9 protein-coding genes and 1 pseudogene are annotated in these 16336 nt (G+C 69.4%); 7 read left to right on the top strand and 3 right to left on the bottom strand.

The window, feature by feature from the left end:
- Positions 1-78: 78 nt before the first annotated feature.
- Positions 79-3417: a S8 family serine peptidase gene (locus ACXN5W_RS21055; protein WP_473160055.1), complete on the bottom strand. Its 3339-nt coding sequence runs from the start codon at positions 3415-3417 to the stop codon at positions 79-81.
- 210 nt (positions 3418-3627) lie between these two features.
- Positions 3628-4857, bottom strand: a complete 1230-nt coding sequence (locus ACXN5W_RS21050; protein ID WP_473160054.1) for an endo-1,4-beta-xylanase — start codon at positions 4855-4857, stop codon at positions 3628-3630.
- 339 nt (positions 4858-5196) lie between these two features.
- On the opposite strand from ACXN5W_RS21050, the gene ACXN5W_RS21045 reads away from it, so the two are divergent.
- From ACXN5W_RS21045 to ACXN5W_RS21035, 3 genes are all read left to right on the top strand, one after another.
- Positions 5197-7716 carry a glycoside hydrolase family 31 protein gene (locus ACXN5W_RS21045; protein ID WP_473160053.1) on the top strand — a complete coding sequence of 840 codons (2520 nt, stop codon included), beginning with the start codon at positions 5197-5199 and terminating at the stop codon, positions 7714-7716.
- A 182-nt stretch (positions 7717-7898) separates the two neighbouring features.
- A complete protein-coding gene (locus ACXN5W_RS21040) occupies positions 7899-8588 on the top strand; it encodes a TetR/AcrR family transcriptional regulator (protein WP_473160052.1) in 690 nt (229 codons plus the stop codon).
- A complete protein-coding gene (locus ACXN5W_RS21035) occupies positions 8585-9487 on the top strand; it encodes an alpha/beta fold hydrolase (protein WP_473160051.1) in 903 nt (300 codons plus the stop codon). The genes ACXN5W_RS21040 and ACXN5W_RS21035 overlap by 4 nt, the downstream gene beginning before the upstream one ends.
- Before the next feature lie 123 nt (positions 9488-9610).
- On the opposite strand, the gene ACXN5W_RS21030 is transcribed toward ACXN5W_RS21035, so the two are convergent.
- Positions 9611-10090 (bottom strand): GNAT family N-acetyltransferase, encoded by a 480-nt coding sequence (locus ACXN5W_RS21030; protein WP_473160050.1) that lies wholly within the window; start codon positions 10088-10090, stop codon positions 9611-9613.
- A 618-nt stretch (positions 10091-10708) separates the two neighbouring features.
- Between ACXN5W_RS21030 and ACXN5W_RS21025 the strand changes: the two genes are divergently transcribed.
- From ACXN5W_RS21025 to ACXN5W_RS21010, 4 genes and pseudogenes are all read left to right on the top strand, one after another.
- Positions 10709-11209 (top strand): CAP family protein, encoded by a 501-nt coding sequence (locus tag ACXN5W_RS21025; protein ID WP_473160049.1) that lies wholly within the window; start codon positions 10709-10711, stop codon positions 11207-11209.
- 442 nt (positions 11210-11651) lie between these two features.
- Positions 11652-15269, top strand: a complete 3618-nt coding sequence (gene metH / locus ACXN5W_RS21020) for a methionine synthase (protein WP_473160048.1) — start codon at positions 11652-11654, stop codon at positions 15267-15269.
- Positions 15270-15327: 58 nt separating this feature from the next.
- A pseudogene (locus ACXN5W_RS21015) lies at positions 15328-15450 on the top strand (transposase); the annotation flags it as partial.
- Between the two features lie 238 nt (positions 15451-15688).
- The gene (locus ACXN5W_RS21010; RefSeq protein WP_473160047.1) at positions 15689-16288 is read left to right on the top strand and encodes a dihydrofolate reductase family protein; all 600 of its coding nucleotides are present in this window, start codon (positions 15689-15691) and stop codon (positions 16286-16288) included.
- Positions 16289-16336 lie beyond the last annotated feature (48 nt).

Raw genomic sequence — 16336 nt, 5'->3', positions numbered from 1 at the left:
GATCCGTTACCGGCCGCCGCGGCGCCGGTGGCCCTGGACGCGGCGTCGGTGGGCGTCGCGTCCAGGGCTCACCCGCAGTCAGTACCGGTAGGCGCGGATGATGGTCTCCTTGACCGTGTTGCCCCTGGTGTCCCTCGCGGCGGCCCGCAGTGAGACGAAGCCGGTGCCGGCCGGGTTGCGCACCCAGGCGACCGCCCTCTCGCCGGACCGCAGCACGGTCAGCTGCCGCCAGGTCCTGCCGTCGTCGAACGACGCCTCGACGGTCAAGGTCGTGGTCCGACCCCGCTCCGCGCCGACCTGGCGGTCGAGCGAGACCGGGATCGCGAACAGCCGGTCGGCCGGCGCCCGGTTGTCGATGTCGAGTGCCGGGGTGAACCGGATCGCCGTCATCGGCAGTTTCACCAGTTCGCCGTCGCTCACGTGCGCGGATGTGAACGTCCACTCCGCGTCGACGACCGTCGACAGGGTGAAGGCCGGGTCGCTGCGGAAGGTCGCGGCCAGTCGGTAGTCACCCGCCTCCGCGGGCACGTCCCACGACCAGGGCACCTGGTTCGCGTCCCCGACCCTGACCCCGTTGCGGTAGAGATCCACCTGCACGCTGCCGTCGCGAACGAACCGGAAGCCGTCGTGCCCGGCGCCGTCGCCGTGCAGCGGGCCCGGGCCGCCCATCGTGTCGCCCCAGTAGCGGGTGGCCCACTGCTGGGCGAAGTTCGGCTCCGGGAAAACCGGCCCGACCACCGCGTTGGCCCACTTCACGGTGTACGTCCGCCCTGGCCGGAAGCTGGTCCACGCCGACTGGTAGTACGTGTACCTCGGCTGGGCCGAGGTCGACTGCCAGACCGCCTGCTTGTCCTGGTTGTAGTACTCGGTGATGGTGCTCGGCACGTCGTAGGTGAAGCTCGGCGGGATATTGCGCTCGTCCCGGTAGACCGGCGAGTTGCCGGGCGCGTGGGCGACCGCGGTCCGCGCGACCGGTACGCCGGCCACGTCCGCGCTGATCTGGGAGCGGACCGTGGCGAAGTCGCCCGCGCGCAGCCTGCGGGTCAGCCCGGTCATCATCTTCTCCGGCTCGTAGAGGTAGACCCGGTAGACGTACGGGCTGTTGTGCAGGCTGCCGTCCTCGGTCACCCGCCCCCACATGCCGTGGACGTAGGAGACGAAGCCGGGCGTCCTGCCGGCCCCGACCTGCGCGGTCCGCACGTGGTCGAAGGGTACGTTCATCAGCACGCCGTACGGATCGTTGCTGCCCCAGATCTGCGGCTGCTCCGTCCGGATCGTCCAGCCGGACTCCTGCCAGACCGCGGTGGCCTTCGGGTTCGGCACCGACACCACGATCGGCTTCGCCAGCCGGCTGTCCATGGTGAGCGTCTGGTCCGTGGTCAGGCCGAGGCTCGGACGGACCAACGAGGTGATGTCCGGGGAGTACGGGTCGCCCGTCACCAGGTACGTCTGGACCAGGTAGCGGCCGGCCCGGACCCGGTACCTCGTGGCCGTGGGGTCGTCGAGCACCAGGACCGTCTGCCGGTCCAGGTCCATCAGCATGGTCACCCAGCCCTGCTCGGGCGTGGGCGCCCCGCCGTCCGGCCCCACCAGGTTCAGGGTCAGCTGGTGGCGGGTGACGTCGAGCGCGACCGGGGTCTGCACCCGCGCGCCACCGGTGGCGGTGGCGGTCACCTCACCGCCGAAGTAGCGGTCGGGCAGGTCGGTGCCGGCCTGCACGTTGACGGTCACGGTGGCCGTGCCGCCGGCCGGGACCGTCACGGAGGAGGCGCTGAGGCCGAACAGGCCGGCCGGCGCCGGGGCGCCGTCGGCGTCCTTGGCGTCGAGGGAGACAGCCAGGGTGAGGACGGACGAGCCGCTGTTCGCGTACGTGATCGTGCTCCGCTGCGCCGTGGTGGTCCGCTCGAAGGCGACGCTGACCGGGCTCGCCGTGACGCTCTGCTGGATCGCCCGGCCGACGTCGAGGAAGCCCGCGCCCTGCTCGTAGACACCGATGGCGGTGCTCGGCCGCGCGGCCGCCATCAGCGTCGACTTGATCCGCTCTGGCGCCCAGTCCGGGTGCTGCTGGGCCAGGATCGCCGCCGCGCCGGCCACGTGCGGAGTCGCCATCGAGGTGCCGGAAAGGCTGGTGTACTGCGGGTTCTCGTCGCTTGGCCACAGGTCCGAGGTCGAACTGCGGGCGGCGACGATGCCGACGCCGGGCGCGGTGATGTCCGGCTTTATGCCGGCGTCGCCCGTGCGGGGACCCCGGCTCGAGAACTCGGCCAGTTCGCCCGTCTTGGTCACGGCGCCCACGGTCAGCGCCTCGGCCACGTCGCCAGGTGAGTTCACCGTGGACTCGCCGGCCAGGCCGTCGTTGCCGGCGGCGACGACGAAAAGTACGCCGTAGCGGTGGGTGAGGTCGGCCAGGGCCGCCTCGATCGGGTCGGTCCCCGGGCTGTCCGCGCCGCCGAGGCTCATGTTGGCGACCTTGACGCCCTGCTGCGCCGCCCAGGTCATGCCGGCCAGGATCGCCGACTCCGGGCAGCCCGACTCCGTGCAGACCTTGGCGCTGTAGAGGGTGGCGCCGGGCGCCATGCCCTGGTAGCGGCCCTGCGAGGCGGCCGCGCTGCCGGCGATCGTGGAGGCGACGTGGGTACCGTGGCCGACCCGGTCAAGGGCGTCCGGGTCGGAGGTGAAGTTCTCCGCGGCGGCGACGTGGTCGGCGAGATCGGGGTGGGTCTGGTCCACGCCGGTGTCGATCACGCCGACCTTCACCCCCGCTCCGGTCCAGCCGGCCTGCCAGGCCTGCGGCGCGCCGGTCAGCGGGACGCTCACGTCGAGGGTTGGCTGACGCAGCCCGTCCAGCCAGATCTTGTCGAAACCACCCCGCAACCGCCGCTCGGTGCCACCCGCGGCGGACGTGATGTTGTTCCAGAAGGGCACCGCGTCCGCGCGGCTCTCCGCGATGGCGCTCGCTCCGGAGATCTCCCGGGTGGTCCGGGCTCCGGCGAGGTTGGCGGGAACGCCACCGCTGTGCTGGACGATGAGCGGCAGCGTGGTCCGGGTGTCGTCGTAGCCGAAGCGGACCAGCATCGAGATGTCGAAGAGCCGCTCGTCGAGCTTGCCCCGGTTGAGCAGGCCGACCGCGTCGGCGGGGATGACCCGTACGTTCTCGCCGGCGCTGTGGGTGATGAACGGGATCCGCTCCCGCCCCTTGCCCGGTACGACGTCGACAGTCGTCTGGCCGGCCACGCTGCCGAGGTGGACGGTGTCGCCGGTGAGCAGAGTGACCGTCCGGGGCTTCGACGCGACCGTGGGTGTGGTCGCGGGTTTCGCGGCCCGGGGCTGCGCCAACGCCGGCGGGCCGCCCGGAGCCGCCGTCGAGACGCCCAGCACCAGCAGTGCCAGCGCCGATATCTTGCGAACTGAACGCATCGTGCTCCCTACGTGAACGCGAGAGGTATCCGGATGCTCCGGACGTGACCGGCGGGTGAAAGTTCACCCCGAGTGACCTGGATCACTGCTGCTGAACCGGTTGGGCGATGCGACCACAGCTGTCCTGGTGCTTCGAGTGGCACGACGGCGCGGTGCGTCACGCTTGGCGTGGGCGCGACATGGGCGGAACCTCTGCGACGAGGGGGGAGGTCACTCAGTCAGGTCGACCTCGACGGCGACCTCGCCGGGCTGGTCGAGTCGTAGCGTGGTGGTGCGCCCGAGTGCGGACACCTCGTACGTGCCGAGGAAGCCGGCGAAGCGCAGCCGGCCCGCCGCGTCGGTGGCGATCTTCGTCGGCGGCAGCCACCATTCTTCCTTGATGAGCGAGCGCAGTGCCTCGTACGCGGGCTTGACCGTGCCGTCGGCGCGCAGCAGGCCCCCGGGGGCGCCGAGCCACCCGCCGTCGGTGAATCCCCAGTACGTGATCGCCTGGACCGACGGATGCGACAGCAGGGTCCGGTAGTGCCGGGTGATCTCCTCGGCCTGGCGCTGCTCGCCGTCGGTCGTCGTCGGCCACTGCGCGACCTGGTAGTCGTTGAGGTCTTCGATCTCCGGCGGCATGAGGTGGCCCGAGACGATGGTCGTTTCGGTGAAGTGGATGGGCAGACCGAACCGGGAGAACCGCTCGAGGATGCCGAGGGTCTTTTCCTCACCCCAGTAACCCTGGTGCATGTGGCTCTGCAGCCCGAGCGCGTCGACCTGGATGCCCGCTTCCAGCACGCCCTCGATCAGGCACTCGAACGCCGCGGACATGTCGAAGTCGTTCAGCAGCAGGGTCGCCTGGGGATTGGCCGCGCGGGCCGCGTCGAAGACCATGCGAACCATGGGGATGCGGCCCACCTCGCGACACACCCGGGTGATGCCGTTGTCGTACCGGTCGAAGATGGGCATGATGACGGCCTCGTTGATGACGTCCCAGACGTCGATGGCCCCCGCGAAGCCCGCGACCTCGCGGTCGATCCGAGCCGTCAGCGCCCGGGCGATCTCGTCGTTGGACAGGTCCAGCAGCCACTCCGGGGCCACCGTGTGCCAGGCCAGCGGATGGCCCTTGACCACACAGCCGCGCTCGGTGAGCCACCGCGCGGTACGCAGCAGACCGGCCGGGTCGGGCTGACCGGGCACCGGCTCGAAGCGGCCCCAGTAGAACGGCAGGGTCGCGAAGTTGAACAGCTCAAGCCATCGGTCGGCAGGAGTCCCGGCCGCCGACCTGGCAGTCTCGCCGTTGGCCGGGGGCTCGAAGTCGGTGCAGCCGAAGAGGAACCGGTGGCCGGTCTGCTGGACGAGTACCTCCCGGTCGGACAGGGGCGACCCGTTCGCGGTGACGGTCGCGATCACCTGGGCGGTGCGATGGCTGCGGATCGGCTCGGTCACTCCATTCATGCCCGCCATGTTTCCACAGCCGCGCGCCCGGTCCGGATTCGTTCAGACGTCGTGAAGGAACAGCGTCAGGGTCGCCCACGAAGAGGCTGGGCGTATCGCACCACCAGTCGGACAAGTAGCGTGACAACGAGCGACGGCCCTGTCGTCAAAACCGGGTCACCCCAACCCTCCGTGCGACCTGACAGACGCCCTCAGCACGGCGGACGCGGGCGCGGAGCTGACCGCGCCGGTCGGGACCAGGGTCCCGCTCGGCGCCTGGGATGTCCGCGTCCTCGTGGCAGCCGCGTGACGCCACGACGCCGTTCTCGCCATGCCCCAGACGAAGAACGAGGAGGACCGGTGACGCTCCAGCACGACGAGACCGCAGTTCGGCTCGACCTGGCCGGCGGGCATCTCTGCCTGATCCCGTTGACCGACCAGGCGCTGCGCGTGCGCTGGACCCCTGTCCCCGGGCCGGTGCCGCCGAGCTACCTGCTGCGTCCGCCCCTGCGGCACCCGGGGTTTGAGGTACGCGAGGGCGCTGGGCACAGCATGGTGGTGTTGTCTGGCCTCACCGCCCGGGTCGAGCACGCGACCGGGCGAATCGCCTTCTCCGACGCGCGGGGGAACGCACTGGTCGGGGAGGGTTCCCGGCGTATCGAGCAGACCTCCGTCGGCGGGGAACCCGCCTTCGCCGTTGAACAGGGCTTCCGTGGGCCGGCGGGCGAGCGGCTGTTCGGCGGCGGCCAGTTCCAGGACGGCCTGCTGGACCTCAAGGGCGCGACCAGACGTCTGACCCAGGTCAACACCCAGGTGAGCGTGCCGTTCTTCCTGTCGAGCAAGGGCTACGGGTTGCTGTGGCACAACAATGGGTTGACCGAACTCAATCCCTTGGACGAGGCCGTGGAACTGGTCAAGGCGGCCGAGAACAAGCAGGGCACGTCGGTGAGTGTGACCACCACGCATGGCAGCGAGCAACAGGTACGCCATGAGGCTGTCTTCACCGGTGTGCTGCGCGTCCCGCAGGCGGGCACCTTCAGCCTGCTGCTGGACATCGGTCGCCGGATGGCCACCCGGTACCGGCTCGAGATTGATGCGGTCGTGCTGTTCGACCTCGCCAATGGCTGGCTGCCGCCGGCCACCAGCGTGTTGACGCACCTGGAGGCCGGCGAGCACGCGGTGCGCGTGACGTGCGAGCGGGATGACGCGCCGCGGCTGTGGTACGGACAGGCGGGCGGGGAGACCGTCCTGCGTTCCCCGGTGGCCGACGCGGTCGACTACGTCGTCCTCTCCGGGCGCAGCGGCGCGGACGTCATCGCGCAGTACCGTCTGGTGACCGGCGCCGCCCCGCTGCCGCCGCTGTGGGGGTTCGGGTATATCCACTGCAGGGACAGGTTCACCAGCCAGGACGAGCTGCTGACAACCGCTCGCGAGTTCCGCCGCCGCGCCCTGCCGGTCGACGTGATGGTCCAGGACTGGCAGTACTGGGGCAGGCACGGCTGGAACGCGATGCGCTTCGACGAGGAGTTCTATCCCGACCCGGCGCAGATGATCCGTGAGCTTCACGATCTGGACCTGCGCTTGATGCTCTCGGTGTGGCCCAGGATCGACCGGGCCAGTGATATCGGCGCCAGCTTCGCGGAGAAAGGCTATTACCTCGAAGGCACCGACTGGGTCGACTTCTTCGACCAGCGTGCCTGCGACCACTACTGGCAGACGCAGCGGGAAAACCTGCTGAGTCTGGGGGTGGACGCGTTCTGGCAGGATGCGGCCGAGCCCGAGAACGACGACCTGCCGGGGCGGATGACGGCGGCAGGACCGGGTGAGACGGTGCGCGCGGTCTACCCTCTGCAGGTCGCCCGCACGGTCTACCGCGGGCAGCGGTCCGCCGCGCCGCGACGGCGGGTGTTCACCCTCATCCGCAGCACGAACGCGGGAGGGCAGCGCTACGGCGTGGCCGTGTGGTCCGGGGACATCGGCAACGACTGGGAGACGCTGCGCCGCCAGATCACCGCGGGCCTCAACTTCGTGGCGGCGGGCGTGCCCTACTGGACGGTGGACGCCGGCGGATTCTTTCGGCCGGGTGAGGACCAGTACCGCGATCCGGACTATCACGAGCGGTTCGTGCGCTGGTTCCAGTACGCCACGTTCCTGCCGCTGCTGCGGGTGCACGGCTACCAGACCGACACGGAGCCGTGGCGGTTCGGCGAGCTGGTCGAACAGAACGTCCGCCGGTTTCTCGAGGTGCGCTACCGGTTGTTGCCGTACATCTACAGCGAGGCCGCCGCGGTCACGCACCACGGGTCGAGTCTGATGCGGCCCCTGGTGCTGGACTTCGGCCACGATGATCGGGCACTGGAAGAGCGGTACACGTACATGTTCGGCCGATCCCTGCACATCGCCCCCGTGCACGTGTCACGCGCCGAGACCTGGCCGGTTTACCTGCCCCAGGTCCCGGGTGGCTGGCACGACTTCTGGACCGGGCAGCGCCTGCCGGGCGGCGCGACACACACCGTGCCCGCCCCGATAGACCGCATCCCGGTGCATGTGCGGGCCGGAAGCATCCTGCCGCTCGCCCCCGTGGCGCTTTCGACCGCCGCGGTGCGCTGGGACGCGTTGGAGATCCGCGTCTTCGACGGAGCCGATGGATACTTCACCCTGTACGAGGACGACGGGACCAGCTACGACTACGAGCACGGCGCATTCAGTCGGATCGACTTCAGCTGGAGCGAGCGCGATCGTACCCTGTCGATTTCTGCCCCTCGCGGGAGCTTCCCGGGGATGCTCGCCCGGCGGATGTTCACGGTCACCACCCCCGGAGGCCCGCCCGCGACAGTCGAATACGACGGCACCCCGGTAACCGTGACTCTCGCCTGCTGACTAACGACGGCGCGACATCGCTGCGGGTCCTGTGGCGGTGTACCCAGCACGGGGGAGCGGTGCGAAGAGCCACGTTGCGGTGTGGGGGACACGCGCCCTGGCGGGTGCGACACCAACAGTCCGCCGCTGGCCAGCGACCGGGCGCCGGCGGCGCCCGTCGTTCGTGAGATACGATACGGGGCGTGGCGTATCGAAGTGGCAACTCCTCAACGGCCCGCGGCCGACCGCGCGATGCCGAGCTTGAGCGTCGGATCACCGCGGCCGTACTCGAGGTTCTCGCTGAGGACGGGTACGAGGGCGTGTCCTTCGAGGCGGTGGCTCGACGCTGTCAGACGTCGAAGGCCAGCCTGTATCGGCGATGGGGGTCCAGGCGGGACATGGTCATCGCCGCGGTGAAGGCGGGGCCCGCCCAGCACTCGACGTCCCCGGTGCCGCACGGGACCACCTTGCGCGAGGACCTCCTGATCCTGGCTCGGCGGCTGGAGCGCACGATGGCTGCCGCCGACATCGGCACCGCGTTGATGCTGCTCCAGGCCGGGCTCAAAGACCCCGAGCTGTGCGACGCCATCGAGAGCTCCGCGGGTCCCACGGGGGCCAGGCTGCCGCAGGCGGTCATCGACGCCGCGGTCGCCCGTGGCGAACTGCCCACCGGTGCGCGCCCGTTCGCCTTCGAGGAGGTCGTCGGGTCAGTGCTGCTGCTCCGGCACGCGAACGGCCTCGCGGTCGACGACGCCTACCTGTCCGCGCTCGTGGACACCGTGATCATCCCTGCGCTCGTCGCCTCCGCTGCCAGCGTCACCACGTTGCCCGCCGGCATCTTCTCCGGCCATCCCGAAACCCGCGCCACCAACCGACCCCAGGAGAACTCGTGACCACGTCATTCGCGATCGACAACTTCACCTACCGCACGATCGCTGGCGACGCCGGCGTGGATCTCAACGTCGCTGTCGGCGGCCAAGGGCCGGCCGTCGTGCTGCTCCACGGCTTCCCGCAGACCCACTACATGTGGCGGTACGTCGCCGAGAAACTCGCGACCGACCACACCGTCATCGTCCCCGACCTTCGAGGCTACGGAGCCAGCGGCAAGCCCGTCGCCGACGACCCTGGCACCTACTCCAAGCGCACGATGGGCAATGACGTGATCGCCATCGCCCGTCAGCTCGGCTTCGATCGCTTCGGGCTCGTCGGCCACGACCGTGGCGCTCTCGTCGCCGTCCGCACCGGCCTCGACCACCCCGAAGCGGTGTGCTATCTCGGTATCCTGGACGTCCTGCCCACCCTGGACACGTGGGCCGTCCTGCAGGGCGTCAACGCCAAGGTCGCCTGGCACCTGTACCTCATGGCGCAGCCGGCCGGCCTGCCCGAGAAGATGATCGCCGCCGTCGGTCCCGAGTTCTTCGGCTCCTTCCTCGACGCCTGGGATCCCAGCGGCACCACCTTCACCCGCGAAGAGCGCGACTACTACGTCGACAGCTCCGTCGCCGCGATCGACTCGATCGTGGCGGACTACCGCGCGACGGCCAGCATCGACCTCGACATGGACGTCGCCGACCGTGAGCGCGGCGCACAACTCGCGATGCCTGTCGGTGTCATCTCCCAGGACTGGGGCTCCCAGCTCGGCTTCGACGCCTCCGCGCTCTGGCGCGCATGGGCCCCGGATCTCACCTACCAGGCCACCAACAGCGGGCATTTCATGGCCGAGGAGAACCCCGACGAGATCGCCACGTTCATCACCGGGCTGGCCGGGCGAACTCCTGCCGCCCGGCACTGACCCCCACGTACGGAGGTCGCCTTCGGCTGGATCGTCAACCACTCCCGGTGCACGCTCCACGACGCGTCCTCGGCAAACAGGGATACGCACTCGCTCACACGAGGGCCTCACCGAATGCGCCGGTCAACCCGGTCGCGTCGGCTCTGGGCCGTCGGCGCGGAAAAGGATTCCCACGCCGCCGCTGAAGGTGACTCCCGGGAAATTGAATTCCCTGGTCACCTCCCTGAACCCGAGGCGTTCGTGCATCGCGATGGATGGAGCATTCCGCGCGTTGGCGAAATACCATACGGACTTGTCGTAGGCGAACGCTTCCGTCATGCGTATCCGCGTCAGTGCCGTACCGATCCCGAGGCGTCGACACTCCGGAGCGATGACCATTCCCCCGAGATACCACCCCGACGGCGCGTCACGTGGCCCGACCACGGCGGGCCGGTGCAGGCTCAGTCGACCGTACCCGACGACGGCGCCCCGCACCTCGGCAACCCACAGCCACCGATCGTCGCGCCGCAGTTCCACAGCCAGACGGGGGAAGAGTTCACCAGCCGCCTCGCCACTGTGCGAGGCATGCAGGCCCGCCACCGCACAGAGATCGGCTTCGCTCACTGGCCGAATGACGGCCCGCGCCCCGACGGTCTGCATGTCCCGGCCCTCGATTCTCCGTACCAGACATACCCGCTGATCAGGCTGACACAAGCTGAGTGTATGGAAGATTCAGCCAAGGGCGAGCTGACCGACGCCGGGATCCGGCCGCCCTGGCCGACCTGCTCGGCTTCGATGTGTTGGACCAACAGCGTGGCGATCACGAGCGAACCACCGTGGATGGTCGGGCGGGGTGCACCCGCGCTTCCACTGTGCATGGATGAGCGTCAGTCGCGCGTGGTACGTCGATCGGTTCGATCTGCCGCCCATTCGGGCGCTTGCGGAACCATTGGAGCGGCACGCGTTGCAGGTGCAGGGCACCGCATCAGCCTCCGTGGGCGTATGGCGTCCGCGGGTGGGTTGGGTCGGATCAACGCGCGAGGGTTCCCTTTGAGTAATCAGCCGGTGACACTGTGAATTCCCCGGAATGGAGGGGAGGAGGTCGAAGCTGACAGATATTTTGTACCGGGTGAAACCGGACGCATCTGTCGACGCCGTGACCAGCCGGGTGACAGTTCACTGGGTGCTGACCATTTGCCGGTCCCACCTTCCGTCGTTCGTCTTCAGAAGAGGTGCAACATCGTGCGTGCTGGATTCTCCGATCGAACCAACGACGAGTTCCTGCAAGAGGTTCTGAACAAGGTCAACGAGCTGCGGGCCAGGCACGGATCACCGCCACTCACCCTCGATCCCGAGCTGGTCGAGTACGCGAAGTCGCGCGCCTCGTTCATGGCGGAGAAGGACGACCTCACCCACGAGGGCCTTCGCTCGGGCACCGGCGAGAACGCGTCGTGGGCGGGCACCACGTCCGGCCCCACGGCGGGCTCGGGAACCGCCGCCGTCAATAGCTGGTACGCCGAGAACAGCAACTACGACTACGCCACGGGGAAGCAGATCGACCCCGACCCGAACAAGCCCACCGGGCACTTCACCGCACTGGTGTGGAAGAACACCACGAAGATCGGCGTGGGGCGAGTCGCCGGCCAGGGCAATCAGTACTGGGAAACCTACATCGTGGCGAACTTCTCCCCGGCCGGAAACGTCGCTGGCCAGTACGTGATGAACGTGGTACCCCCCAGCTGACGTACGTGCCGGAAGGAGTCGAGGAGGTCCTGCCCACCGGCCGGGGAGACCCGCCGTCCACCCGGCACCACCCGAGGTAGAAGAAGACGATGGCTGCCAGGTCGCTGGCAGCCATCGTTCAACCTCCGCCACCTGCAACACCCGTGGGGCTGTGTGACCGCCCGGGGTGCGGAAGCAACCGTGCCGGGCGGCGAGGTTCGTGCGGAATCCGGATCAGGGGTTGTGCAGGGCGAGGTAGCGCAGGCCGCGTCTTCTGTGACTGGGTGGCCCGCCCCGACCGGAGGCAAAGTCGGTAACATGGTCAGTCCGGAACGAGAGGCGTTGCAGCGGGACCGGATTTCGGATCAGGTTCCGCCACGCTCGTCCGGCCCGCCTGTCGCGATTCCGCGTGGTGGGAGGGAAACCTACCAAGGGCGCCTCCGTTACACCGGAGGTGGTTGGTATGGGTAGCCGCACGACAACCGCTGAGCTGCGACGTCTGCTGAGCGAGCGGGTTCTGGTGCTCGACGGCGGCTGGGGCACGATGCTCCAGACGGCCGAACTCACGCCCGACGACTATCGGGCCGGCGGTGTGGTTCCTCCCGATCATCCGCGGGACGTCACCGGCGATCCGGACCTGCTCAACCTGACCCGGCCCGATCTGATCCTCGACGTCCATCGGCAGTATCTCGCGTCCGGCGCCGACATCACGACGACCAACACGTTCACCGCGACCAGCATCGGCCAGGCCGACTACGGCCTGGAGTCGAAGGTCCGCGCGATGAACATCCGCGGTGCCCAACTGGCCCGGCAGGCGGCCGACGAGGCGGGCGGCCGATTCGTCGCCGGTTCGGTCGGGCCGCTCAACGTCACCCTCTCACTCTCCCCAAAGGTCGACGACCCGGCCTTCCGGGCGGTCACCTTCGACCAGGTCAAGGCGGCGTACGCGGAGCAGGTCGCGGCGCTGGCCGAGGGCGGCGTCGACCTGCTGCTGATCGAGACGATCTTCGACACGCTGAACGCGAAGGCGGCTGTCGCGGCGGCCCGCGAGGTGGCACCCGACCTGCCGCGCTGGATCTCATTGTTCGTCGATCTGTCCGGGCGCACCCTCTCCGGACAGACCGTGGAGGCGTTCTGGCGGTCGATCGAACGGACCGAGCCGCTGGTCGTGGGGGTCAACTGCTCACTCGGGGCGGCGGAACTCCGGCCGCACCTGGCCGAGCTGGCCCGCGTCTCCGACACCTTCGTCGCCGCTCACCCCAACGCGGGCCTCCCGAACGCGTTCGGGAGCTACGACCAGACCCCGGCGGAAACGGCGGAACTGATCGCCGAGTTCGGCCGGGCCGGGCTGGTCAACGTGGTGGGCGGCTGTTGCGGCACCACTCCCGCGCACATCGAACGGATCGCGCGGGCGGTGCGGGACGCCAGGCCGCGCGATGTCCCCTCGCCGGCGGAAACCACCCGGTTCAGCGGCCTCGAACCCTTCGCGATCGGCCCGGACACCGGCTTCGTCATGATCGGCGAGCGGACCAACGTGACCGGCTCGGCCCGCTTCCGCCGGCTCATCGAGGCCGACGACCACCAGGGTGCCGTCGACGTCGCGCTCGACCAGGTACGCGGTGGTGCCAACCTGCTCGACGTGAACATGGACGCCGACCTGCTCGACAGCGAGCGGGCGATGACCACGTTCCTCAACCTGATCGCCACCGAGCCCGAGGTGGCCCGCATCCCGATCATGCTCGACAGTTCGAAGTGGAGCGTGCTCGAGGCCGGGCTGAAGTGCGTGCAGGGCAAGGGGGTGGTCAACTCGATCAGCCTCAAGGAGGGCGAAGAGGTCTTCCTCGACCACGCCCGCCGGATCCGCGACTTCGGCGCCGGCGTGGTGGTGATGGCCTTCGACGAGCAGGGCCAGGCCGACACCCGCGAGCGCAAGGTCGAGATCTGCGGTCGGGCATACGACCTGCTGGTCAACGTGGCCGGTTTCGCTCCCGAGGACATCATCTTCGACCCGAACGTACTCGCCGTCGCCACCGGCATCGCGGAGCACAACGGGTACGCGAAGGCGTTCATCGAGGCCCTTCCCCTGATCAAGGAGCGCTGCCCGGGCGCACGCACCAGCGGTGGCATCTCCAACCTGTCGTTCTCGTTCCGCGGCAACGACGTGGTCCGCGAGGCCATGCACTCGGCCTTCCTGTTCCACGCGGTCAAGGCCGGCCTCGACATGGGCATCGTCAACGCCGGTCAGTTGGCCGTCTACCAGGACATCCCGGCCGAGCTGCTGGAGCTGGTCGAGGACGTACTCTTCGACCGCCGCGACGACGCCACCGACCGACTGGTCAGCTACGCGCAGACCGTCACCGGCAAAGGCCGGCGGCGCGAGGTCGACCTCTCCTGGCGGGCGACGCCGGTCGCCGAGCGGCTGTCGCACGCGCTCGTGCACGGCATCGTCGACTTCATCGAGGCCGACACCGAGGAGGCCCGGCAGCAGTACCCGCGACCACTCGAGGTGATCGAGGGCCCGCTCATGGACGGCATGAAGATCGTCGGTGACCTGTTCGGCTCCGGGCGGATGTTCCTGCCGCAGGTGGTCAAGTCCGCCCGGGTGATGAAGCGCTCGGTGGCCTACCTCGAACCGTTCATGGAGGAGGAGAAGGAGCGGGCGCGCGCCGCCGGCATCCTTCCGACCAGCCGCGGCCAGGGCAAGATCGTGCTGGCCACCGTCAAGGGCGACGTCCACGACATCGGCAAGAACATCGTGGGCGTGGTGCTGGGCTGCAACAACTACGAGGTGATCGACCTCGGCGTGATGGTGCCGGCCGCCAAGATCCTCGACACCGCCGTGGCCGAGGGCGCCGACGTCGTCGGGCTGTCCGGCCTGATCACCCCGTCGCTGGACGAGATGGTCTCGGTCGGCGCCGAGATGGAGCGGCGCGGCCTCAAGGTGCCGCTGCTGATCGGCGGCGCGACCACGTCCAAGCAGCACACGGCGGTGCGTATCGCCCCGGCGTACGGCGGCACCACCGTCCACGTGCTCGACGCGTCCCGGGTCGTCGGCGTGGTCTCCGATCTGTTGGACGCCGATCGCGCCGAGAAGCTCGACGTCGCGAACCGGGCCGACCAGGAACGACTGCGCCACCAGCACGCCAACCGGCGCGCCCAACCGCTGCTCACCCTCGATCAGGCGCGGGCCAACCGGGAGGTGGTCGACTTCAGCGACCTGCCCACTCCCGCCTTCACCGGCGTACGCGTCGTGGAGCCCTCGATCGCCGAACTTCGTGAGCTGGTCGACTGGACCTTCCTCTTCCTCGCCTGGGAACTCAAGGGCAAGTTCCCGCAGATCCTCGACCAACCGGTGGCCCGCGAACTGTGGGACGACGCGAACACCCTGCTCGACAAGATCATCGCGGAGGGCTCGTTCCAGGCGCGCGGCCTGTACGGCTTCTGGGGTGCGCGCTCCGAGGGCGACGACATCGTGCTCGACAACGGCGTGCGGTTCCCCATGCTGCGCCAGCAGACCCAGAAGCCGGCCGGCCGTGCCAACCGCAGCCTGGCCGACTACGTCGCTCCCCGGGCTGGTGATCACCTCGGCGGTTTCGCGGTGGCCATCCATGGGGCCGACGAACTGGCCGCCCGCTACGAGGCCGAGAAGGACGACTACCGCGCCATCATGGCCAAGGCGCTCGCCGACCGGCTGGCCGAGGCATTCGCCGAGCACCTTCACCTCAGGGCCCGCCGCGACTGGTTCGAGCCGGACGCCCAGCCCAGCCTGGCGGAACTGCACGCCGAGCGGTTCCGCGGGATCCGGCCGGCCCTCGGCTACCCGGCCAGCCCCGACCACAGTGCGAAGGCGGACCTGTTCCGGCTGCTCGGCACGGACGCGATCGGCGTGGGGCTCACCGAGTCGTACGCGATGACCCCGGCCGCCGCCGTCAGCGGTCTGATCTTCCAACACCCGACATCGCGCTACTTCACGGTCGGCCGCCTGGGCCGGGACCAGATCACCGACTACGCGACCCGTCGCGGCATGCCGGTCGACGAGGTCGAGCGCTGGCTACGGCCCAACCTCGGCTATGAGGTCTGAGCCGGCCGGGCCGGATCTGCACAACAACCAAACGGTGTAACTCCTGATCAAAGAGGAGCACTCCCGCGGCGGTGCGCGGTCCGAGACCGTACTCACCGATGTCGGCCCGGTCGGGATCGGCGTACCGCGCGACCGCGACGGCTCGTTCGCTCCGCCGATCGTGCGCGAGCGGCAGCACCGGGCACGGCCGCCGGCGATGGACCAGGCGCTGGAAACCCGCCCTGACCGCCTTCGACAGGAGTGGTTGACGCGTCGGTCACCGTCACCACGAACGGGACCTGGCTGGGTGGACATGCCCACGGCGTGTTCCTCGGACAGTTCCGCAGGATTTTGTCGGGCGGGTGTCGAGACTGGGGGAGTGGCTCCGACTGACGGGTGAAGGGGCCGAGAAGGCCGCGTTCGACAAGAGGAGTTCTGTCATGGGCAAGGTCGTTGTTGACATCGCCGCTTCGCTGGACGGGTTCGTCGCCGGGCCGAACCAGAGTGTGGACGCCCCGTTGGGTGAGGGCGCGGAAACCGTTCTGCACCAGTGGATGTTCGACGCGGCGGAGGAGAACGCGCCGGAGCTTGCCGCCATCACCGACGCCGGTGCGTTCGTCATGGGCCGCAACATGTTCGGCCCGATCCGCGGCGAGTGGGATCTCACCTGGCAGGGTTGGTGGGGTGCGGAACCGCCCTACCACGCCCCGGTCTTCGTGCTGACCCACTACGCGCGCCCGCCGTTGGAGATGACCGGGGGCACCACGTTCCACTTCGTGACCGACGGGATCACCGAGGCGCTCAAGCTGGCCCGGGAGGCGGCGGGCGACCGGAATGTCTCCGTCGCCGGGGGTGCCGCGACCGTCAACCAGTTCCTGGCCGCGGGGTTGGTCGACGAACTGCGCCTGCACGTCGCGCCGGTGCTGCTGGGTGAGGGTGAGAGGTTGTTCGACGGCGCCGGCAGGGTCCGGCTGACCCAGATCGGGGCCCGGCAGACCTCGCTCGTCACCCACCTGCGCTACGCGGTACGCCGCGACTGACGGCCCGGGAAGGGACCTGATCGACGGCAGCGTGCAGCCGGGCGTCGG

This window comes from Plantactinospora sp. A48 (assembly GCF_055793945.1).
This window is presented reverse-complemented; position numbering and strand designations above follow the sequence as displayed.

What these genes read in the sequence shown, in the direction of transcription:
- ACXN5W_RS21050 (WP_473160054.1), bottom strand. Translation starts at nt 4,857, where the DNA reads ATGAATGGAGTGACCGAGCCGATCCGCAGCCATCGCACCGCCCAGGTG.
- ACXN5W_RS21010 (WP_473160047.1), top strand. Translation starts at nt 15,689, where the DNA reads ATGGGCAAGGTCGTTGTTGACATCGCCGCTTCGCTGGACGGGTTCGTC.
- metH (WP_473160048.1), top strand. Translation starts at nt 11,652, where the DNA reads ATGGGTAGCCGCACGACAACCGCTGAGCTGCGACGTCTGCTGAGCGAG.
- ACXN5W_RS21055 (WP_473160055.1), bottom strand. Translation starts at nt 3,417, where the DNA reads ATGCGTTCAGTTCGCAAGATATCGGCGCTGGCACTGCTGGTGCTGGGC.